At 49.0% G+C, this 20,507-nt stretch carries 17 protein-coding genes; all 17 read left to right on the top strand.

Annotation, left to right across the window (positions count from 1 at the left end; genetic code table 11):
• Nucleotides 1-37 precede the first annotated feature (37 nt).
• Complete coding sequence (gene secA, locus AN963_RS16330) at nt 38-2,557, top strand: preprotein translocase subunit SecA (protein WP_055745596.1); 2,520 nt, start codon at nt 38-40, stop codon at nt 2,555-2,557.
• A gap of 244 nt (nt 2,558-2,801) precedes the next feature.
• Nucleotides 2,802-3,269, top strand: a complete 468-nt coding sequence (locus tag AN963_RS16325) for a hypothetical protein (protein WP_152985681.1) — start codon at nt 2,802-2,804, stop codon at nt 3,267-3,269.
• Between the two features lie 116 nt (nt 3,270-3,385).
• Nucleotides 3,386-4,499, top strand: a protein-coding gene (gene prfB, locus AN963_RS16320; protein WP_152985680.1) for a peptide chain release factor 2 whose coding sequence is annotated in 2 segments (ribosomal slippage) — nt 3,386-3,466 and nt 3,468-4,499 — 1,113 coding nt in all. Because the reading frame shifts where the segments join, the coding sequence is not laid out codon by codon here.
• Between the two features lie 116 nt (nt 4,500-4,615).
• Nucleotides 4,616-5,011 (top strand): VOC family protein, encoded by a 396-nt coding sequence (locus AN963_RS16315; protein WP_055745593.1) that lies wholly within the window; start codon nt 4,616-4,618, stop codon nt 5,009-5,011.
• A gap of 121 nt (nt 5,012-5,132) precedes the next feature.
• A complete protein-coding gene (locus AN963_RS16310) occupies nt 5,133-5,402 on the top strand; it encodes a YciI family protein (protein ID WP_055745592.1) in 270 nt (89 codons plus the stop codon).
• Between the two features lie 82 nt (nt 5,403-5,484).
• Nucleotides 5,485-5,877 (top strand): cytochrome c551, encoded by a 393-nt coding sequence (cccB, locus tag AN963_RS16305; protein WP_055745591.1) that lies wholly within the window; start codon nt 5,485-5,487, stop codon nt 5,875-5,877.
• Between the two features lie 291 nt (nt 5,878-6,168).
• Nucleotides 6,169-7,212 carry an N-acetyl-gamma-glutamyl-phosphate reductase gene (gene argC, locus AN963_RS16300; protein WP_055745590.1) on the top strand — a complete coding sequence of 348 codons (1,044 nt, stop codon included), beginning with the start codon at nt 6,169-6,171 and terminating at the stop codon, nt 7,210-7,212.
• A 15-nt stretch (nt 7,213-7,227) separates the two neighbouring features.
• Nucleotides 7,228-8,028: an acetylglutamate kinase gene (gene argB / locus AN963_RS16295; protein ID WP_055745589.1), complete on the top strand. Its 801-nt coding sequence runs from the start codon at nt 7,228-7,230 to the stop codon at nt 8,026-8,028.
• Between the two features lie 13 nt (nt 8,029-8,041).
• Complete coding sequence (locus AN963_RS16290) at nt 8,042-9,226, top strand: aspartate aminotransferase family protein (protein ID WP_055745588.1); 1,185 nt, start codon at nt 8,042-8,044, stop codon at nt 9,224-9,226.
• Nucleotides 9,227-9,375: 149 nt separating this feature from the next.
• Nucleotides 9,376-10,482, top strand: a complete 1,107-nt coding sequence (locus AN963_RS16285) for a carbamoyl phosphate synthase small subunit (RefSeq protein WP_055745587.1) — start codon at nt 9,376-9,378, stop codon at nt 10,480-10,482.
• The gene (gene carB, locus AN963_RS16280) at nt 10,475-13,717 is read left to right on the top strand and encodes a carbamoyl-phosphate synthase (glutamine-hydrolyzing) large subunit (protein ID WP_055745586.1); all 3,243 of its coding nucleotides are present in this window, start codon (nt 10,475-10,477) and stop codon (nt 13,715-13,717) included. Before AN963_RS16285 ends, carB begins: the two co-directional genes overlap by 8 nt.
• On the top strand, nt 13,662-14,633 hold the full coding sequence (argF, locus tag AN963_RS16275) for an ornithine carbamoyltransferase (RefSeq protein WP_055745585.1): 972 nt from the start codon (nt 13,662-13,664) through the stop codon (nt 14,631-14,633). Before carB ends, argF begins: the two co-directional genes overlap by 56 nt.
• A 429-nt stretch (nt 14,634-15,062) precedes the next feature.
• Complete coding sequence (locus AN963_RS16270; protein WP_055745584.1) at nt 15,063-15,614, top strand: DUF5317 domain-containing protein; 552 nt, start codon at nt 15,063-15,065, stop codon at nt 15,612-15,614.
• A complete protein-coding gene (locus AN963_RS16265; protein WP_055745583.1) occupies nt 15,598-16,932 on the top strand; it encodes an HD-GYP domain-containing protein in 1,335 nt (444 codons plus the stop codon). Before AN963_RS16270 ends, AN963_RS16265 begins: the two co-directional genes overlap by 17 nt.
• Nucleotides 16,933-17,049: 117 nt before the next feature.
• The gene (locus AN963_RS16260) at nt 17,050-17,481 is read left to right on the top strand and encodes a DUF4760 domain-containing protein (RefSeq protein ID WP_055746340.1); all 432 of its coding nucleotides are present in this window, start codon (nt 17,050-17,052) and stop codon (nt 17,479-17,481) included.
• A gap of 180 nt (nt 17,482-17,661) precedes the next feature.
• Nucleotides 17,662-18,921, top strand: a complete 1,260-nt coding sequence (locus tag AN963_RS16255; RefSeq protein ID WP_055745582.1) for an argininosuccinate synthase — start codon at nt 17,662-17,664, stop codon at nt 18,919-18,921.
• Complete coding sequence (argH, locus tag AN963_RS16250; protein ID WP_055745581.1) at nt 18,918-20,372, top strand: argininosuccinate lyase; 1,455 nt, start codon at nt 18,918-18,920, stop codon at nt 20,370-20,372. The genes AN963_RS16255 and argH overlap by 4 nt, the downstream gene beginning before the upstream one ends.
• The last annotated feature ends 135 nt before the right edge of the window (nt 20,373-20,507 follow it).

The raw sequence follows: 20,507 nt of genomic DNA, 5'->3' as shown, positions 1-20,507 counted from the left end.
TTGCCGCTTCTTGTGAGCATATGGAAGGGGTGTCCTCATGTTAGGACTCGTTAAAAAGATCTTTGGCGATAGCAATGAGCGCGAAGTCAAAAAAATGTTTAAGCGCGTGGAAGCGATTAATGCGCTGGAGACAGGCATAGCGGCACTCTCCGATGAGCAGCTGCGGGAGAAGACTGAAGAATTCAAAGCCCGCCTGCAAAAGGGAGAAGATCTGGACAAAATTTTGAATGAAGCGTTTGCCGTCGTTCGGGAAGCATCCAAGCGGGTTCTCGGTATGAGGCACTTTGACGTTCAGCTCATCGGTGGTATGGTCCTGCAAGAAGGACGCATCTCCGAGATGAAGACTGGTGAAGGTAAAACGCTGGTAGCGACACTGGCCACTTATCTCAATGCTTTGCAGGGAAAAGGGGTTCACGTCGTTACTGTGAACGAATACTTGGCGGAGCGCGACTCGACCATCATGGGTCAGCTCTACAACTTCTTGGGACTCACTGTGGGTCTGAACAAGAACGGATTAAACGCAGAAGAAAAACGCGAAGCATACGCGTGCGACATTACTTACGGAACCAACAACGAATTTGGTTTCGACTACCTGCGTGACAACATGGTGCTGTACAAGGAGCAAATGGTACAGCGTCCACTTTTCTACGCAATCATTGACGAGGTAGACAGCATCTTGATCGACGAAGCGCGTACGCCGTTGATCATTTCTGGTTCTGCAAATAAATCGACAGAGCTATATTACATCTGCTCCCACTTTGTAAAACGTTTGGAGCTGGAAAAAGATTTCACGATCGATGAAAAGCTGAAGATCGTTTCCTTGACCGATGACGGCGTGAGCAAGGTAGAACAAGCATTCAATGTCGAAAACTTGTACGATACCGCGCATATGACCCTGAACCATCACATTACGGCAGCACTGAAAGCACAAGTCCTGTTCAAGCTCGATGTAGACTACGTGGTTCAGGAAGGCGAAGTCGTGATCGTCGATGAATTTACGGGCCGTCTGATGGTAGGTCGTCGTTACAGCGATGGATTGCACCAGGCGATTGAAGCCAAAGAAGGTCTGCGCGTTCAGAGCGAGAGCATGACGCTGGCTACGATTACACTGCAAAACTACTTCCGTATGTACCAAAAGCTGTCCGGTATGACCGGTACGGCGAAAACAGAAGAAGAAGAATTCAAAAAGATTTACGGACTCGATGTTGTCGTGATTCCTACGAACAAGCCAGTGGCTCGTTTGGATCTGCCAGACTTGGTATTCAAAACCGAAGCGGCCAAGTATCGCGCGGTTGTAAACGACATTGTGGAGCGTCACAAAAAAGGTCAACCGATTCTGGTGGGTACCATTTCGATCGAAAACTCCGAACGCCTGTCTCAAATGCTGAAGCAAAAAGGCGTTCCACACAACGTCTTGAATGCGAAACAGCATGAGCGTGAGGCGGAGATCGTGGCACGTGCTGGTCAATATGGAGCGGTTACGATCGCGACGAACATGGCGGGTCGTGGTACGGACATCCAGCTGGGTGAAGGCGTAGCCGATCTGGGTGGCTTGCACATCATCGGTACAGAGCGTCACGAGAGCCGTCGGATTGACAATCAGCTGCGCGGTCGTTCTGGCCGTCAAGGGGACCCTGGTTCTTCCCAGTTCTTCCTCTCCATGCAGGATGAGCTGATGCGCCGCTTTGGTGCTGACAATATCATGAATATGATGGACCGTCTCGGTATGGAAGAAGATATGCCGATTGAGAGCCGTCTCGTTACACGTGCTGTCGAATCTGCTCAGAAACGGGTAGAGGGCTCCAACTTCGACGCTCGTAAAGGCGTACTCCAGTACGACGATGTCATGAACCAGCAGCGTCTGGTTATCTACAAGCAGCGCCGCGACATTCTAGAGCAGGAAGACCTGAGCGCGATTGCACTGAGCATGCTAAACAGCGTGTTGGAACGCAACGTCGAGCTGCATTGTCCAAAAGAAGAGGTACCAGAGGATTGGGATCTGCAAGCTCTGGCGGATGCAGCCAACAATATGTTCCTGCATGAAGAAACCATTACCGCAAAAATGCTGAAAGGCAAAGAAGCGGAAGAAATTATGGAACTGTTGAAAAGCGAAGTCTCCAAGCAGTACGCACAGCGTGAAGCTGAGATTGGCGATATGATTCGCGAATTTGAAAAAGTGGTTATCCTGCGTGCGGTGGACAGCAAGTGGATGGATCACATCGATGCGATGGATCAGCTGCGCCAAGGGATTCACCTGCGCGCCTACGGTCAAAACGATCCGTTGCGTGAATACCAGTTTGAAGGCTACGAAATGTTCCAGTCCATGGTTGCTTCTGTTGAAGAAGAAGTGGCTATGTACATCATGAAAGCAGAAGTCAGCCAAAACCTGGAGCGTCAGGATGTAATCCGCGGTCAAGGTATGGATCCAGATCAATTGCAGACCTCTGGACCTTCCGAGCGCCCGGACGAAGACACTTCCGGTGACGCAGATCCGAAAAACCGCGCACAACGCCGTGCCCAAGAGCAGGAGCGCCGCCGCAACAATAAACGCAATTAAAAACGCATGATGCGTCAAACATCCCTTCTGGCAGCGAGAGCTGTTGGAAGGGATGTTTTTTTTCTTGTTGATTCCTTTTGCGTAGACAGCGTTCGTCCCTTTCCTGTGTTCCTCGTCGGCATAGTCGCGTCGATTTGTCTAACACTGGAAAATGCCATCGAACGATTCTAGTGGAAATGATTTGAAAAAAACATAGAATCGTAAGTACAACACTTTTTCCAAATACACGATGACGGGGGAATGAATGATGAAGACGACAGTCAACGTGATGGGCATACAAGCAATAAGCATCCTGGAACGAATTGCAGTTACTTTGAAAGCAGTGCTGAGAGTCGGAAAAGAAAATAGATCCATTCAAATTATCAACGGAGATAAAGGAAAAGCAAATGAGACCCAATTGGAAGTATTCACAGCACGAGATCCGGTCTTTCCAGAAGAGCGTCTCGTATCGGAAATACCGCAGACGCTATGGATGAACGCATTTGTCGTAGATCCCAAGTCGTTGATTGATAAGGGGAAAAGAGAAGGAATCACAGAAGTGAATAATAAATACAAAAAAGTGAATAAAAATACAAAGGTTCGTAAGCGAACGATTGATTCACGTGGCTCGCATCTGACGCTCGTCAGTGCCGCCCAAGTGAAAGGAACACCCTCTCGCGAAATCCGAGACTTCAGATCGTCACCCTCACCACCAAATCTGACCTCATTTTGAAAGGGCAAGTATAATAAATAGATCACCTTCGCCCAGCCTGGCACTCTGTCTGGTTGCGGATCTGGCAAATTACGATACAATAAACATAGCTTACAGAAGAGAAGGTGATTCGCAACATGGCATTAATCGATATTGCGGACATCAAACAAGAGATGTCCAGTATGGCTAAGCGTTTAGCAGATATCAGGGGGTCTCTTTGACCTCCCTGTAAAAGAGGAGCGGATCGGTGAACTAGATGAACGCATGCTGGCACCCGACTTCTGGGATGACAACGATGCTGCGCAACAAACAATCAGTGAACTGAACGCCGTGAGAAGCCTCGTGGAGACGATGGGCAAGCTTGATTCCCAATACGAAGACCTGCAATTGATGCTCGAGCTGGTCATCGAAGAAGGAGATCAATCCCTCATTCAGGATGTGTACGACAGTACTCAAGAGCTGAAAAAAGCATTTGAGAGCTTTGAGCTGGAACTCTTGCTGAGCGATCAGTACGATAAGAACAATGCGATCCTGGAGCTGCACCCTGGCGCGGGTGGTACGGAATCTCAGGATTGGGCATCAATGCTTCTGCGCATGTATACACGCTGGGGCGATGCCAAAGGCTTTAAAGTGGAAACCTTGGATTATCTGCCGGGAGACGAAGCGGGAGTAAAAAGCGTGACGCTTTTGATCAAAGGCCATAATGCGTACGGGTACCTAAAATCAGAAAAGGGGGTCCACCGACTCGTACGGATATCGCCGTTCGATGCTTCCGGACGTCGTCATACTTCCTTTGTCTCCTGCAACGTCCTGCCAGAGATTGAAGACGATAATTCGGTCGACATTCGGACGGAAGATCTCAAGATTGATACGTATCGTTCCAGTGGTGCAGGTGGTCAGCACATCAACACGACCGACTCCGCTGTCCGGATTACTCACTTGCCTTCTGGAATTGTCGTGACGTGTCAAACAGAGCGCTCACAGATCAAAAACCGAGAGCGTGCTATGAAAATGCTGACAGCGCGATTGTTTGAACGCAAACGCGAGGAGCAGGAGAAAACAATGGCAGCTATACAGGGCGAACAAAAGGACATCGCCTGGGGCAGCCAAATTCGTTCGTACGTCTTTCACCCGTACAGCCTGGTCAAAGACCACCGCACCAACGTGGAGATGGGCAACGTGCAAGCGGTTATGGACGGGGAAATCGACGTGTTCATTGACGCTTACTTGAGAGCACAGATCAATCGATAATGAATAGGACAACGACGGCATGGGTTATCCATGCCGTTTTTTCTTTGTACACATGTATGGGGGGCAAATGATAAAATTCGAATCAAACGGAGAAGCGTCGAGGAGGAGAGAAGGATATGATTAGAAAAGCTGAGCATGTAGCCATGATTGTAACCGATATGGACAGATCCATTGCGTTTTACCAAGAAATGTTTGGCTACCAGGTACGACTCAGAGGTCAAGGACCGACACGAGAAATGACATTTTTATTTCATGACAACCAGCCTGGCTTTGAAATCGAGCTGATCCGCGATTTGACGCCGATGGGGGATTACTCTGAGCAAGGACTCGTCAATCATTTGGCGTTTACCGTAGATAATATCGATGAAGCGCTTGCGTACTATCGAGAAAAAGGGATTGAATTTAAAACAGAAAAACCCAACTCTTCTCTCGATGGCGGAAGAACGATTTTCTTCTATGGGCCAGATCGGGAACTGCTGCAATTCGTAGAACCAGGCAAGGATAGAAAATAAACAACAACCCCAAAACCAAATGCAGTCGGATATGCAAGGAAAAAGGTTTACCGGCTGATCAACAAAATGGTACCTTGGAAAAAGGGTTGTAAATAAAAGTACCTTCAAAGGGGAGAGCCACATGCTGTATGTTGCGTTTTTACCGATCATCGACCAAGAACTGAATGCGAAAGTAAGACCTGCTCACCTGGAGTATCTCAATGAGCTGTACAAGCAGGATAAAGTGTTCATGGCAGGCCCTTTCACAGATAAGGAAGGCGGTCTGGTCATTTACAAAGCAGCGTCACTCGGGGATGCACGAAAATTGGCAGAAGCTGATCCGGTAGTGGCCGAAGGAGCGCGAACTTTGGAACTGCGTGAGTGGAGCCCTCTGGAATTTCCTTTGTCCTAACTTCCTGCTTTCCCGAGGAATGAGTTTGGCGCACATGAGGCATACTTAGCGAAGAATTATCTAGTAAAGGAGGAAACAGCCCATGAAACGTTTATCACTCTCCGTGGTTGCGGCTGTACTCGTATTCTCGCTAAGTGCCTGTGGTGGTGGCAAGACAACGCAGCCGCCAGCAAACCAGCCGCCAGCAAACCAGCCGTCCGCGGAAAACCCTTCAACGGGAACGCCGTCCACGACTGCTCCGTCGGGTAGCTACGACGCCGCGACTGCCGAAGCACTGTTTAAGAACACGTGCGCAGGTTGCCACGGTCAAACGCTGGAAGGTGCAGTAGGCCCGAATCTGCAAAAGGTCGGCGCCCAATTGAACAAAGATCAGATTTTGGAAGTCTTGAATAAAGGTAAAGGCGCCATGCCCCCAGGTTTGGTAAAAGGTGCCGATGCTGAAAACATTGCAGCATGGCTCGCTGATAAGAAATAAGCGGGTTTGGCAAGGGAAAGCGTCCGAGATAATCGGGCGCTTTTTCGTATTTGAACGTGTAAGAATTTATAAGCGCAACGCTTATGAATTCTGGAGCGCATGTCAGAGTACCTTAGCGTCCGCTCCTGGCATCTCTTCGGTAAAAGCCTTCCGCTTAAACGCGGTCGCCCATCCTTGAGCAATTCTCGATAAAGGTTTTCTTACAGGTTTTTAGGGTTGTATTCTCCATGAATTTTTATTATTATTCATGTATAAAAATACAGAACATTCATTGGAGAAGGGGAGAGATCTATGATTCGGGTCGGGATAGTTGGAGCTACCGGTTACGGCGGTGCGGAATTGATACGCCTACTGGTGGGTCATCCACAAGTTCAAATCGCCAATTTGTATTCAAGTTCAGCCGAGGGGGATGCGTTAGAAAAGACATTCCCTCACGTCTCCGGTCTGGGTCTGCCAAATTTGTCACCTATCGACGCAAAGAGCATGAGCGCGGACAATGACGTTGTTTTTCTGGCTACGCCTGCAGGTGTAAGTGCTGGACTTTCCCCACAATTAATGGAGCTCGGTGGAACGAAAGTCATTGATCTGTCCGGAGATTTTCGCTTGGAGAGCGGGGAAGCCTATCGCAGCTGGTATAAACGAGAGCCGGCTCCAGCGGAATGGGTACAAAAAGCGGTGTACGGTTTGACCGAGTGGAATCAGGAGCAGGTAGCGGGAGCCTCACTCGTAGCCAACCCTGGATGCTATCCGACAGCAACATTGCTCGCGTTGATCCCAATGATGCGGAGCGGATGGGTAAAACCGGGCAGCTGGATCGTCGACGCCAAGTCTGGAGTATCTGGGGCGGGTCGCGGCATGTCTCTGGGTGTTCATTATAGTGAGATCAATGAAAGTATTCATGCATACAAAGTATCCAAGCATCAGCATACTCCGGAAATCGAGCAAGAGTTGGCGAAGCAATCCGGGGTGGAGTCATTCGTACAATTTACCCCTCACCTCGTTCCGATGACGCGGGGGATACTGGTGACGGCATACGGACAACTGGAAGCCGATGTGTCTCAGCAGCAAATTCAGGAGATGTTGGAAGCGACCTACGCGGATAAGCCTTTTGTAAGAGTACGTCCAGCTGGGAGTCATCCTCATACAAAAGAAGTACTCGGCTCCAACTACTGCGATATCGCGGTACATGTCGATGAACGTACAGGAAGAGTCATTCTGTTGTCCGTTATCGATAACATGGTAAAGGGAGCTGCGGGTCAAGCGATTCAAAATATGAATGTCATGTTCCAGTTGCCAGAGAAAGCCGGATTGCCACTCGTGCCGGTGTTCCCGTAAAGAGGAGGAGAGCGGATGCAAGGGATTGTAGTCATCAAATGTGGCGGCAGCACGATGGATCAGCTGCCGGACACTTTTTTTCAAGCCATCGCCACGCTGCAAGCAGATGGCAAGCAGATCGTCATCGTTCATGGCGGGGGACCAGCAATTAACGGAATGCTGGATCGGGTGCAGATCACACCTCAGTTTGTAGATGGATTACGAGTGACCTGCGAAGATACGCTACGTGTGGTGGAGATGGTACTGTGCGGGAACATTAACAAGGCATTAGTGCGACGACTGACACAGGCAGGAGCAAAGGCGTGGGGAGTCAGTGGCATTGACGGCCAGACCTTGATCGCTGAAAAGACGACCAAACCGTTGGGCTGGGTAGGCGAAGTGAAGCAGGCTGATACGACCATTCCGCTGGCGATCTTGGGCCAAGGCTACGTTCCGGTCATCGCTCCACTATCTGTGAGTGCGGATGGATCAGATGCGTTTAACGTCAATGCAGATGTTGCAGCTGGTGCGATCGCGGCAGCTCTGTCGGCTCAAAAGCTGGTGATGGTGACAGATGTTCCTGGCATTCTACGGCCACAGCCAGATGGAAGCAAGGCTCTCGTACAGGAGACAAGTGCAGAGGAAATCGGGCAAATGATTGAGGAAGGCATCATTACTGGTGGAATGATTCCGAAGGTTCAGGCGGCTTTGGACTCGCTGGGTCAAGGAGTCAATCAGGTCGTGATTTGTCGCGGTACTGCCGAGGACCTCTTGGCTGTAAGTGCAGGTGAGGCAGTAGGCACAACTGTTCGGACGAATGTAAAACAATCACAATAAGGAGGGGATTTTCATGAGTACAGTTACAGCTCCTGTGCATCTCATGAATAACTATGCAAGATGGCCAATCAGTCTAGTAAAAGGTCAAGGAAATCAGGTCTGGGACGACCAAGGCAAGCAGTATCTCGACTTTACTTCTGGTATCGCGGTGACATCGTTGGGGCATGTCCCTTCAAAGGTAACTGCTAAGCTGCATGAGCAACTAGATACGCTGTGGCATTGCTCCAATCTGGTGCATGTTCCCCAGCAAGGAATCCTGGCTGAAAAGCTGAGCCGCTTGTCTGGACTGGATCAAGCATTCTTTTGCAACAGTGGGGCAGAGGCGAACGAAGGGCTGATCAAAATCGCTCGCCGCTACGCACAAAAAGTAAAAGGAACGGATCGCTTTGAAATCATTACCTTTGAACAATCCTTCCACGGCCGGACACTGGCGACGCTGACTGCTACTGGACAAGAAAAGGTGAAAGATGGGTTTGGTCCACTCCCACAAGGATTTGTGACCGTGCCATATAACGATTTGGAAGCGGTAAAGGCAGCGATCACGGATAAGACATGTGCGATCATGCTGGAATTGATTCAGGGCGAGGGTGGCGTGCATCCAGCTGAAGACGCGTGGGTGAAAGCACTGCGTGAATTGTGCGATACGCACGGCCTGCTCCTGCTGGTCGATGAGATTCAGACGGGAATCGGTCGTACGGGCACATGGTTTGCTTTCCAACAGTATGGAGTGAAACCAGATGCGATCTCGCTTGCAAAAGGCTTGGGAAGCGGCTTCCCGATCGGCGCGGTCGTAGCAACCAAGGAAGTAGCGGAAGCCTTCGCGCCAGGAACACATGGAACCACATTTGGCGGGAATCCATTAGCGACAACTGCGGGTATTGCAACTCTCGATACGATGGTAGAAGAAAATATTCTAGGTCAAGTGGCGAAGATTCACACGATGATTATTCAAGAGCTGGAGCAGCTCAAATCGGCCCATCCTGACAAAGTGGTAACCGTCCGCGGAAAAGGCTTGCTGTTAGGTGTAGAACTGTCGATTCCAGCAGCAACTGCCGTCACGTATGCTCGTGAACAGAAGGGCGTCATCTTGCTGACAGCAGGACCAAACGTCGTCCGTCTACTCCCTTCCTTCATCACCACAGAAGCGGAAGTGAAGCAGGCAGTAGCTGCTCTCGGCGAAGGCTTGTCGCAGTCGTAAGAAGCAAATATTGTGTGCATTGGAAAAATGCAACGAGTGGGAAAGGACAAAAAACTCGTTGCATTTTTATAATTACGAATGTATATTAATACAAAGAGTTGCATAAATTCTCGTTAAGTGTGCCCTTTGGAGAGGAGTGGCTTTCATAGATGAGTAGAGAGAAAAAAGAAATAGGTGTAGGTTATCTCACGCTGGAGAGCGGGGAAGTGTTCACAGGAACCTTGTATGGTGCTCCGATTACCGGCTTTGGCGAAGTGGTTTTTCATACAGGAATGACAGGTTATCAAGAAGTGATGACAGATCCCTCCTTTGCAGGGCAGATCGTTACGTTCACATATCCATTGATCGGGAATTACGGGATCAACGAAAGAGATTATGAAGCAGCACAACCAGCATTGACTGGGATGGTAGTTAGCGAACTGAACTTGGAACCGAGCCACTACGAATCAACCAAAACATTGGCGGAAGCAGCAGAGGACTTCGGCTTTCCGATCCTGGCTGGCATCGACACGCGGACGATTACCAAGCGAGTTCGTCAAAATGGTCCTGTGTTCGGAGTGATGTCCGACCGTCCACTCGAGGTAGAGGAAGTCGTGGCTATGCGTTACAAGCACGCCAAAAAATCGCTGGTGGCCAACGTATCCTGCCAACAGATCGAGCGTTATCCAGGAACAGGAGAGCATGTCGTACTGGTCGACCTGGGCATGAAGCAATCGATCCTGGATTCGTTGCTCGAGATGGGATGCCGCGTGACCGTGGTTCCGTTTGACACGACGTTTGCTCAAATCAAGGCACTGCAGCCAGACGGCCTGATGTTCTCCAATGGCCCTGGTGACCCGGAGCACTTGCTTGCTTATTGCAGTGAATGGCGCAAAGCGGTAGAGCAGTACCCGACTTTGGGTATTTGCCTGGGACATCAAGTGCTGGCCCTCATGTACGGTGGCAAGACCGAAAAGCTCGCTTATGGCCACCGCGGCAGCAACCATCCGGTCAAAGAGCTGACAACCGGTAAAGTGTACCTGACTTCACAGAATCACGGGTATGTAGTCAAAGAAGAGGCGCTGGATAAGCGATACCTGGCTGTGTCCTATCGCAATGTCAACGATGGCTCGGTCGAAGGACTCCGTCATCTCAGCCTGCCCGTTTTCAGTGTGCAATTCCATCCGGAGGCACATCCCGGACCTAGCGATACATCTCACATTTTCCACCAATTCTTGCAGTCGATGCGCGTAGTAGGAGCGAAGAATTATGCCTAAATTGTCCCACATCCAAAAAGTATTGGTTATCGGTTCAGGCCCGATCGTTATCGGTCAGGCCGCAGAATTTGACTATGCGGGCGCACAAGCATGCCTCTCTCTGAAGGAAGCAGGCGTGCAAGTCGTCTTGGTGAATAATAATCCGGCTACGATCATGACAGATGAGCAAGTAGCCGACAAAGTCTATTTGGAGCCGCTGACAGTGGAATCCGTGACAGCGATTATCGCGAAGGAGCGTCCAGACGGCCTCTTGCCCACTCTGGGCGGTCAAACCGGTCTGAATCTGGCTGTTTCCTTGTCAGAAGCAGGTGTTCTCGAAAAGTACAACGTAGAACTGTTGGGTACACCACTCGCTGCTATTCAAAACGGGGAAGACCGTGAGCTGTTCAAACAATTGATGCAACAAATTGGAGAACCTGTCCCTGAAAGTGACACGGTGGAATCCGTGGAAGCAGCAATTGCTTTCGCTAATTCGATCGGCTATCCCGTCATCGTACGTCCTGCCTACACGTTGGGTGGTGCAGGCGGTGGAATCGCGGAGGATGAAGTGACTCTGCGTAAAGTGGCAGCAGGTGGTATCGCTGCCAGCCCAATCGGCCAGGTATTGATCGAACGTAGCGTAAAAGGCTGGAAAGAAATCGAGTACGAAGTCATGCGGGATGCCAATGATACCTGCATTATCGTTTGTAATATGGAAAACCTGGACCCGGTCGGAATTCATACGGGAGACAGTATTGTCGTAGCTCCTTCCCAGACGTTGACGGACCGCCAGTATCAAATGCTGCGCAGCGTTTCGACCAAAGTGATCCGTTCCTTGGGCGTTGTTGGCGGCTGCAACATTCAGTTTGCACTTGACCCGCATTCTGATCGTTATGTGCTGATTGAGGTAAACCCGCGTGTGAGCCGTTCCAGCGCGCTCGCGTCCAAAGCGACTGGTTATCCGATTGCTCGTATCGCAGCCAAACTGGCTCTTGGCTACGGCTTGGATGAGGTGTTGAACCCGATTACGGGGTATACGTATGCGAGCTTTGAACCGGCATTGGACTACATCGTCGTGAAAATTCCGCGCTTCCCGTTTGACAAGTTCCCGCTGGCTGATCGCAAGCTGGGCACGCAAATGAAAGCGACTGGCGAAGTGATGTCCATCGCTCGCAACTTGGAAGCGGGACTTTTGAAGGCGGTGCGTTCTCTTGAGCAAGGGTGCACACATTTATCCCGTCCTGAGCTTGCTACTTGGTCCCGTGAGGAGCTTTCCCTTTCTTTGCAAGAAGCTACAGACATTCGCTTGTTTGTATTTGCCGAGGCGATCCGCAAAGGCTTCACGGAGCAAGAGCTGCACAGCCTGACGGGTGTTGATCCGTTCTTCCTGCGCAGTCTCCGCAAAATCATTGATCTGGAAGTAGAATTGGCTTGCTGCGAAGGCAACGAGCTTCCAATGGATTTGCTCATGGAAGCAAAACGTCGCGGCTTCGCAGATGAGACAATCGCTTCGTTGGCAGGTCGCACATCAACAGATATCAAAGGATTGCGCAAACAGGCAGGGATTACGCCAACCTACAAAATCGTAGATACATGCGCGGCAGAGTTTGACGCGCAAACACCTTACTACTATTCCGACTGGCAAGGCGTCGATGAAGTGGCTACCTTGGCTGGTCGCAAAGTGATGGTACTCGGCTCCGGCCCGATCCGTATCGGACAAGGGATTGAATTTGACTACTGCTCCGTTCATGCCGCCAAATCACTGCAAAAGAATGGGATCGCCGCAGTTGTCGTAAACAACAATCCGGAAACAGTGAGTACGGACTATGAAACAGCAGACCATCTGTATTTTGAACCCCTGCATGTAGAAGACGTGCTGCACATCGCTGAGCGAGAGCAGGTAGAAGGTGTGATGGTGCAATTCGGTGGTCAAACAGCCATCAACCTCGCTGCCAAGCTGGAAAACGCGGGCCTGAAAGTAATGGGAACGTCTTTGACCGCAATCGAGCGTGCAGAAGACCGCGAGCTGTTCTACGAAATGCTGCGCAAGCTGAACATTCCGCATATTCCGGGGAGAGGTGTTTCCTCACTAGAGGATGCTACGGCCATCGCGGAGGAAATCGGTTTCCCCGTTTTGATGCGGCCATCGTACGTCATCGGTGGTCAAGGGATGGTCGTTGTACACGATCTCGAGGAGCTCGAGGCGACGATCAACGGCTGGTTGAATCACCCGGACAGCAAAACGTTCTTCCCGTTGCTCGTGGATAAATACGTTCCAGGCAGTGAAGCAGAAGTGGATGCGGTCTGCGACGGAGAAAACGTCATTATTCCAGGAATCTTTCAGCATGTCGAAAAAGCGGGTATTCACTCTGGCGATAGCGTGGCTCTGTTCCCAGCACCAGGTCTTTCTGACGAAATCAAACAAAAAATCGCTAGCTATACGGAAGCGATCGCGAAAGAAATGGGAGCAGTCGGCCTTATCAATATTCAATTTGTGATCGATGGCAGCACCGTATACGTGCTGGAAGTGAATCCTCGCGCATCCCGTACCGTTCCGATTACGAGCAAAGTAACTGGCATCCCGATGGTTCAGCTAGCAGTTCAAGCACAGCTGGGCGAAAAGCTGGCGGGTATGGGGTATGGAACAGGATTACTGCCAGAAATCCCGTTTGCGGTCGTGAAAGCTCCGGTATTCTCGACTGTAAAGCTCAATGGTGTCGATCCTGTATTGGGACCAGAAATGAAATCTACTGGCGAAGTGCTCGGCTTGGGACGCTCATTTGCTGAGGCGGCAGGAAAAGCTTTCGCGTTTAAAGATAACTTTTACGGTGACTGGCAAGCAGGCCATTCAGTCATCGTGTCACTGAAAGACAGCGACAAACAGGAAGCGGTCAGCAAGACCTTGGCGCAGCTTCAAACCGAGGGTGCAGCTCTGGTGGCAACATCAGGTACAGCAGACTGGCTGCAATCAAATGGGGTAGCTGTCAGCCATGTGATCGAAAGCGAACCGGAGCTAGTCGAACTGCTGCAAAAAGAAAAAGCAGCCTTTGCGTTGATAACAGCGACAATCGGAAACCGTCAAGGCCGCACAGGCTTTGCGATCCGTGGTCGTCTGGTGCAACACGGTGTACCGCTGTTTTCCGCTGTCGAAACATTTGACTTGTACGTGAAATCTATTCTGGAGAAAAGAGGTGGCTCGCATGCAGCCAGTGAAGATATTGGAACACTTACCAAACTTGCCGCTCAGCAAGCATAAAGGAAAAGATTTGCTCAGAATCGACGAGTTTAACGGTGAAGAATTGATGGAGCTGCTTCATCTGGCTGCTCACATCAAACAATTGCAAAAGCTGGGACAGCCGTTCCAGCCGTTGCAAGGCAAGACGCTCGGCATGATTTTCGACAAGGCTTCGACACGTACGCGTGTGTCTTTTGAAGTAGGTATGTATCAGCTGGGGGGCATGGGCATGTTCCTCAGCGGGAAAGAACTGCAGCTGGGACGCGGTGAGCCGATCAGCGATACTGCAAAAGTGCTCTCCCGTTATGTCGATGCGATCATGATCCGTACATTCTCTCACTCTTATGTAGAAGAGTTGGCAGAGCATGCATCCATCCCGATCATCAATGGACTGACAGATCTATATCACCCTTGCCAAGCATTGGCTGACATGCTCACGATCTGGGAGCATAAAGGAAAGCTACAAGGAATCAAGCTGGCTTACGTCGGCGACGGAAACAACGTGGCCAATTCACTAGTACTGGCAGCTGTCCTGCTGGGCATGGACGTACGTGTGGCTACTCCCGCTGGCTATGAAATGGACAGTGAGATCGTACAAAAAGCAAACGAATATGCACAACAGAGCGGCGGCAAAATGATGGTGACCCTCGATCCGGCCGAAGCAGTAACAGGTGCTGATGCGGTATACACAGACGTATGGACCAGCATGGGCTTTGAGGCAGAGAACGAAGTGAGAATGAAGGCATTCGAAAACTATCAGGTGAACGAAAATCTGGTAGCTCACGCGGATCCAAACTACCTTTTCCTGCACTGCTTGCCAGCTCATCGCGGGGAAGAAGTGACCGCAGGAGTGATTGATGGAGAGCGTTCCTTTATTTTTGATCAGGCAGAAAATCGTCTCCATGCTCAGAAAGCGATTTTGGCAGCTCTGGTGTGAAGATGGTGCTAGTTCTTTGGAACTATTTAGGAATTAAATCTAATAGACTATGAATATATGATTGCCGAATTTTGTCACTTATGTGTAAAATATAGGTAAGAAAGTCGCAAAGAAGTACGGACTGTATTTGGTCGCTTGGTCCGTATGGAGCCAGTAGCGAATCCGCCCTTTTCCACTAGAAAAGGAAAGATGCGCAGGGGCTGTAAATGGTCGCTTGGCCCCTGGGTTAGACCAGTAGCGAATCCAGCTTTCTCCACAATGCTCGAAGGGGGGAAATAGATATGAAAAAATGGTTCGCAGCAATCTTGATGGTGGTTGCTATCGTAGCGGCTACTTCCGCAAATTACAACATTGGGTAATATTGGATGAAATAAAACACCGCTTGTATTAAGAGTGGTGTTTTTTCTTCAATATATGGAGGATTGCTATATGCTACTGGATGTAATTTGTTTGTCGTTTATTGTCGCGCTAATAAGAGGCGGTAGAATTAGAGAATTTCCTAAATTCAGAAATCTTGCGTTTCTTTTTGTGAGTATCGGGTTACAGATTTGCTCCGCAATTTACCCTCCAGCTGGTGGGGTACTTATTTCAATTGCATACTTATTTATTTTGCTGTTCCTAATATTTAATCGTCACTATGAAGATATACGCATTTTCATGGTAGGATGGTTCTTAAATGCGATTGCTATTTGGTCAAACCAAGGTAAGATGCCAATAGATATAGAACAAGCTAAGAAACTTCCCTATGACTTAACTCCTGTCATTAATGGGACAAACTTTAAGCACAGTGTATTAACTGAAAGCACTAATCTGCCTTTTCTAACAGATGTTATCTATATGCCTTCTATTATCCCGAGAGTAATTAGTATCGGAGACATTTTTATTATGTTAGGTGCATTCTTGTTGGTGCAGCGTTTTATGAATAAACCAATCTCGCTATTACAACTCCGAGAAGGAAAAAGCTATGCGACTAAAAGTTGAGACCCGGTCCAAAATAAAAGCATTAATAGTACCAATTGGATTTCCTATTGCAGCAATCCTGATCTTTGCTTCATTAGTGCCAGAATGGGAACCGCGTGAGCACTGGGGAATTCTGTTTGCTTATACTTTACTAACTATTTTTTCTACGTTCGCTCCCATTCGGACCCTTAATACCATTCTTACATTAAATAATGCTGTCATTTTTTCAGGGATATTACTTTTTGGAGCATGGGTAGGGGTTTGGTCTGCAGTTGTTGAAACTTTGACGCTTGCATTTCTAATGCGTTTTAATCCGGTAAAGGCATTTGCAAATATAGGTCAATTAGTCATAACAATATGGGCTGTAGATTATTTGAAGAATGCGTTGGATTACTTATCAATATCTCCTATGATTAGTGATCTGATTATCGCTGGTGCTTACTGGTTTATTAATATTGTGCTCTGTGCCTTAGGAATATCCTATTTTTTCCAGACCGGTTGGTTTTCAACCGTAAAAAACATGGCAAAAGGAACGACTCTGACTTACTTGTTATTAATGGTAATGGCGGGAATTGGATCTCGTCTTGTGGAGCTCTATGGAATTTATACAGTAATTCCCATGATGGCTGCCTTTACTACAATGAGTTTTGTCTTCCATCAATACTACGATAGCCTCAACAAACTTCATCAAAAAGTAGAAGAAGTGAAATCCTTTAACCACCGATTCCTGACCACTATGGCCGCTTCCATTGACGCGCGTGATCGTTACACGAGCGGCCATTCCCAGAGGGTGGCGCATTGGGGTAGAGAAATTGCAAAAGATATTGGCTTGTCATCAGAGAAAGTTGAAGAAATATACGTAGGCGGCATCCTGCACGACATCGGCAAAATCGGTATAGAAGATGAGATTTTGAATAAAAAGGGAAGATTAACACCGGAAGAATACGACAAAATCAAGCAACACACGGTGATTGGATACGAGATTATTTTGCAGGCTGGCATGTTTAATGAATTGTTACCAGCGATTCGCTCCCACCACGAGCGGATTGATGGGAAAGGGTATCCGGATGGACTGGTAGGCGATGAGATTCCGTTGATGGCCAAGATACTGGCGATTTCCGACGCATTTGATGCGATGGTAGCGGATCGTCCTTATCGAAAAGGGCTGCCTGTCGAGGAAGCTCTCAATGAAATCAGACGTGGATCGGGTACGCAGTTTGATGAGGAATTGGCAGGTCACTTCATCGAAATCATCCAGCGAATGCCTCGAGAAGAATTGGAAAGTATAATTCAGCAAGAGACTCAAAGCCAAAAACAGTTACAGGAGGCGATCCACTAACGGTGCCCCTGTACCTGTTTTTTGTTTTGCGTCCTATCTGATGATGTTTGCTTGCATCTCGAGATTCAACGAGACATACTGGAAGGGAATGGTATTTTTCTGAGGGGTGAACGATCCATGATTCCAACCTATCAAGATGCTGACATGATCCTCAAACTATATGATCAATATGAATCGGAGAGACTGAGGGAAGCAAAAGCTTGGTTCACGGCCGTATTGGGACAAAAGGAAGCGATGGCACCAGGCAATTTTTGGGAGAGATTTCCTCGTGGTAGCGAAGGATTCACTCAATTTACGACGCTGTACGGATTTTTTGAAATGGTAGGTGTCTTGCATAAAAACGGTCTTATTCATCCGGATCTGTTGTTTGATATGTGGTATATCAATGGCTTCTTCAGCCGGATGTATCCGATCATCGCTTCCTGGAGAGAGGAAGGCGACATCCATATCGCTGAGAATTTTGAGCGTTTGGCGTTAGCCGAGCTGGATTGGATTCGTAAGCACAAAGGCGCAGAGTTCGTGCCGCAAGTATCGTATGCAAAGCATTGAATAAGCGAGGATGGAGCGGCCGGATGAGTTATCTTTCTAATCCGGCTTTTCTGTTTATCTCCTTTCCTTAATTTGCACGGGGAAAAAGTAGAGGGGAAAGAAGAAAAGTAGTTGTATTTTTATTAGTTCGTTTGTATAATTACTCACATAAATAAATCTTCGGAACAGGGAGAGAGAACGATGGCAAAAGATAAAATTGTGTTGGCCTACTCGGGCGGCTTAGATACATCCGTAGCAATTAAATGGCTCCAAGAAACATACAACTACGACGTAATTGCAGTAGCATTGGATGTAGGAGAAGGGAAAGACCTGGACTTCGTTCAGAAAAAAGCGCTGCAAGTGGGTGCATTGAAATCGATCGTGGTAGATGCGAAAGAAGCATTTGCCGAAGAATTCGTACTGCCTGCATTGAAAGCAAACGCGATGTATGAAGGTAAATATCCTCTGGTATCAGCACTGTCTCGTTACCTGATCTCTCGCGTACTGGTAGAGATCGCGGAAAAAGAAGGCGCAGTTGCTGTTGCTCACGGTTGCACAGGAAAAGGAAACGACCAAGTTCGCTTCGACGTGTCCTTCACAGCTTTGAACCCGGACATCAAAATTGTGGCTCCTGTACGTGAGTGGGGTTGGACTCGTGACGAAGAGATCGAGTATGCGAAAAAGAACGATATTCCAATTCCGATCAATCTGGACAATCCATACAGCATCGACCAAAACCTGTGGGGCAGAAGCTGCGAGTGCGGCGTCCTGGAAGATCCATGGGCAGCTCCACCAGAGGGTGCATACGATCTGACGAAATCCATCACAGACGCGCCTGATCAAGCGGAAGAGATCGAAATCACTTTCGTACAAGGTAAGCCGACAGCACTGAACGGCGAAGAGCTTTCTCTGGCTGAGCTGATCCTGAAATTGAACAAAATCGCAGGTAACCACGGAGTAGGCCGTATCGACCACGTAGAAAACCGCCTGGTTGGTATCAAATCCCGTGAAGTATACGAGACTCCTGCTGCGACTACCTTGATCCTGGCTCACCGCGAGCTGGAATTCTTGACGCAGCCTCGTGAAGTAGCCGCGTTCAAACCAATCGTGGAACAAAAATTGGCACAAGTGATCTACGAAGGGCTCTGGTTCTCGCCGATCCGAAATGCCGTTCAAGCGTTCATCGAAGAAACACAAAAACACGTAACGGGTATCGTTCGTGTGAAACTGCACAAAGGTCATGCGATCGTAGTGGGCCGCAAATCCGCTTCCTCGCTATACAGCCATGAACTGGCAACCTACAATGCAGGTGACCAATTCGATCACAAAGCAGCACTCGGCTTTATCAAGCTGTGGGGTCTGCCAACAAAGGTATACGCGCAAGTCAACGAAGGTGTCTTGCATGAGAACATGAACACAGACATCAAGATTTTGGACGAAAAGGATGCGATCAAGCAATGAAACTCTGGGGAGGACGCTTCACGAAGCCGACGAATCAGCTCGTAGAAGAGTATACTGCTTCTATCTCTTTCGACCAGAAGATGTGGCGCCAGGACATCGTCGGTAGCCTAGCTCATGTAGCCATGCTGGGTAAGTGCGGTATCCTGCCGATGGAGGAAGTAAGACAGATCATTGCTGGCTTGAAAAAGGTAAAAGAGAAGATCGAACGTGGGCAGGTAGAATTCCTCGTGGCTCACGAAGATGTTCATATGAATATCGAAAAGATGCTGATCGAAGAAATCGGTCCGGTGGGGGGCAAGCTCCACACGGGCCGCAGCCGTAACGACCAGGTCGCAACGGATATGCACCTGTTCCTCAGAGAAAAGCTGATGGAAATCATACAGCTGGCGATGTATCTGCAGGAAGCGATGATCGAGCAGGCAAATCAGCATCTGGATACCGTCATGCCAGGGTACACCCATCTTCAACGTGCACAGCCGGTCCTTTTCGGCTACCACCTGATGGCGTATGTATCCATGCTGCAACGGGATATCGAGCGCATGACAGAGACCTGGAACCGGGTGAATGTACTGCCGCTTGGCGCTGGTGCACTGGCAGGGACTACGTTCCCGATCGATCGTGTATTTGTAGCGGAATTGCTGCAATTTGACGGCGTCTATCAAAACAGCATGGACGCTGTAAGCGACCGCGACTTCATCGTCGAGTTTTTGGCGGATGCGTCCCTCCTGATGACTCACCTCTCTCGTTTGTGCGAAGAGCTCGTCATCTGGAGCAGCCAGGAGTTTTCTTTTGTGGAGCTGGACGATGCGTTCTGCACAGGATCGAGCATCATGCCGCAAAAGAAAAACCCGGATGTCGCCGAGCTGGTACGCGGAAAAACAGGTCGCGTCTACGGCAATCTCTTTGGTCTGTTGACGGTACTCAAAGGTTTACCGATGGCGTACAACAAAGACATGCAGGAAGACAAGGAAGGTATGTTTGATACCGTATCGACCATTCATGGTGCTCTTGCTCTTCTGACACCGATGATCCAGACCATGCAAGTCAAAACCGAGCGCATGCGTCAGGCTGTGACCAATGACTTCTCCAATGCGACTGACCTGGCTGATTACCTCGTTCGCAAGGATATGCCTTTCCGTCAAGCTCACGAAGTCGTTGGCAGAACTGTCCTGTACTGCATCGAGCAACAAAAATACTTGCTCGATCTGACGTTGGATGAATTCCAGAGCTTTTCCGACGTGATCGGTGAGGATGTATACGAAGCACTCGCCGTCGAGACAGTAGTCAATGCCCGTAACGTATTGGGTGGCACTGCCCGCAATCAAGTCGAGTCACAGATCGAATGGTACCGCAAAAAGCTGGTGGATACCCATGCGTGGGTGGATAAAAACAGCCAAAAGGTCATGATTGAATCGTTGATCGACATCGGTTCTCCGGTGCAACGAGCATAGAAAAAGAAAAAAGCGGATGGGCAAATGCCTGTCCGCTTTTCGTACAGATAGGAATTTATATTTTCCTATCCAGTATAAGTGCAGCTAAGGCTCCGCCAAAAAGCTTGGCGTAGCCAAGTTTTCTAATATGTGGGT

The sequence above is a fragment of the Brevibacillus choshinensis genome (genome assembly GCF_001420695.1).
Lineage (GTDB): Bacteria > Bacillota > Bacilli > Brevibacillales > Brevibacillaceae > Brevibacillus > Brevibacillus choshinensis.
Note: the sequence above shows the minus strand (reverse complement) of the source record. Positions and strands in the feature narration are given on the sequence as shown.

Bases quoted from the DNA above. Each gene is read 5' to 3' on its own strand.
- argB (WP_055745589.1), top strand. From the start codon at position 7,228: ATGCAAGGGATTGTAGTCATCAAATGTGGCGGCAGCACGATGGATCAG.
- carB (WP_055745586.1), top strand. From the start codon at position 10,475: ATGCCTAAATTGTCCCACATCCAAAAAGTATTGGTTATCGGTTCAGGC.
- argF (WP_055745585.1), top strand. From the start codon at position 13,662: ATGCAGCCAGTGAAGATATTGGAACACTTACCAAACTTGCCGCTCAGC.
- AN963_RS16255 (WP_055745582.1), top strand. From the start codon at position 17,662: ATGGCAAAAGATAAAATTGTGTTGGCCTACTCGGGCGGCTTAGATACA.
- AN963_RS16290 (WP_055745588.1), top strand. From the start codon at position 8,042: ATGAGTACAGTTACAGCTCCTGTGCATCTCATGAATAACTATGCAAGA.
- AN963_RS16285 (WP_055745587.1), top strand. From the start codon at position 9,376: ATGAGTAGAGAGAAAAAAGAAATAGGTGTAGGTTATCTCACGCTGGAG.
- AN963_RS16315 (WP_055745593.1), top strand. From the start codon at position 4,616: ATGATTAGAAAAGCTGAGCATGTAGCCATGATTGTAACCGATATGGAC.
- AN963_RS16265 (WP_055745583.1), top strand. From the start codon at position 15,598: ATGCGACTAAAAGTTGAGACCCGGTCCAAAATAAAAGCATTAATAGTA.
- cccB (WP_055745591.1), top strand. From the start codon at position 5,485: ATGAAACGTTTATCACTCTCCGTGGTTGCGGCTGTACTCGTATTCTCG.
- secA (WP_055745596.1), top strand. From the start codon at position 38: ATGTTAGGACTCGTTAAAAAGATCTTTGGCGATAGCAATGAGCGCGAA.
- AN963_RS16260 (WP_055746340.1), top strand. From the start codon at position 17,050: ATGATTCCAACCTATCAAGATGCTGACATGATCCTCAAACTATATGAT.
- AN963_RS16325 (WP_152985681.1), top strand. From the start codon at position 2,802: ATGATGAAGACGACAGTCAACGTGATGGGCATACAAGCAATAAGCATC.
- AN963_RS16310 (WP_055745592.1), top strand. From the start codon at position 5,133: ATGCTGTATGTTGCGTTTTTACCGATCATCGACCAAGAACTGAATGCG.
- argC (WP_055745590.1), top strand. From the start codon at position 6,169: ATGATTCGGGTCGGGATAGTTGGAGCTACCGGTTACGGCGGTGCGGAA.
- argH (WP_055745581.1), top strand. From the start codon at position 18,918: ATGAAACTCTGGGGAGGACGCTTCACGAAGCCGACGAATCAGCTCGTA.
- AN963_RS16270 (WP_055745584.1), top strand. From the start codon at position 15,063: ATGCTACTGGATGTAATTTGTTTGTCGTTTATTGTCGCGCTAATAAGA.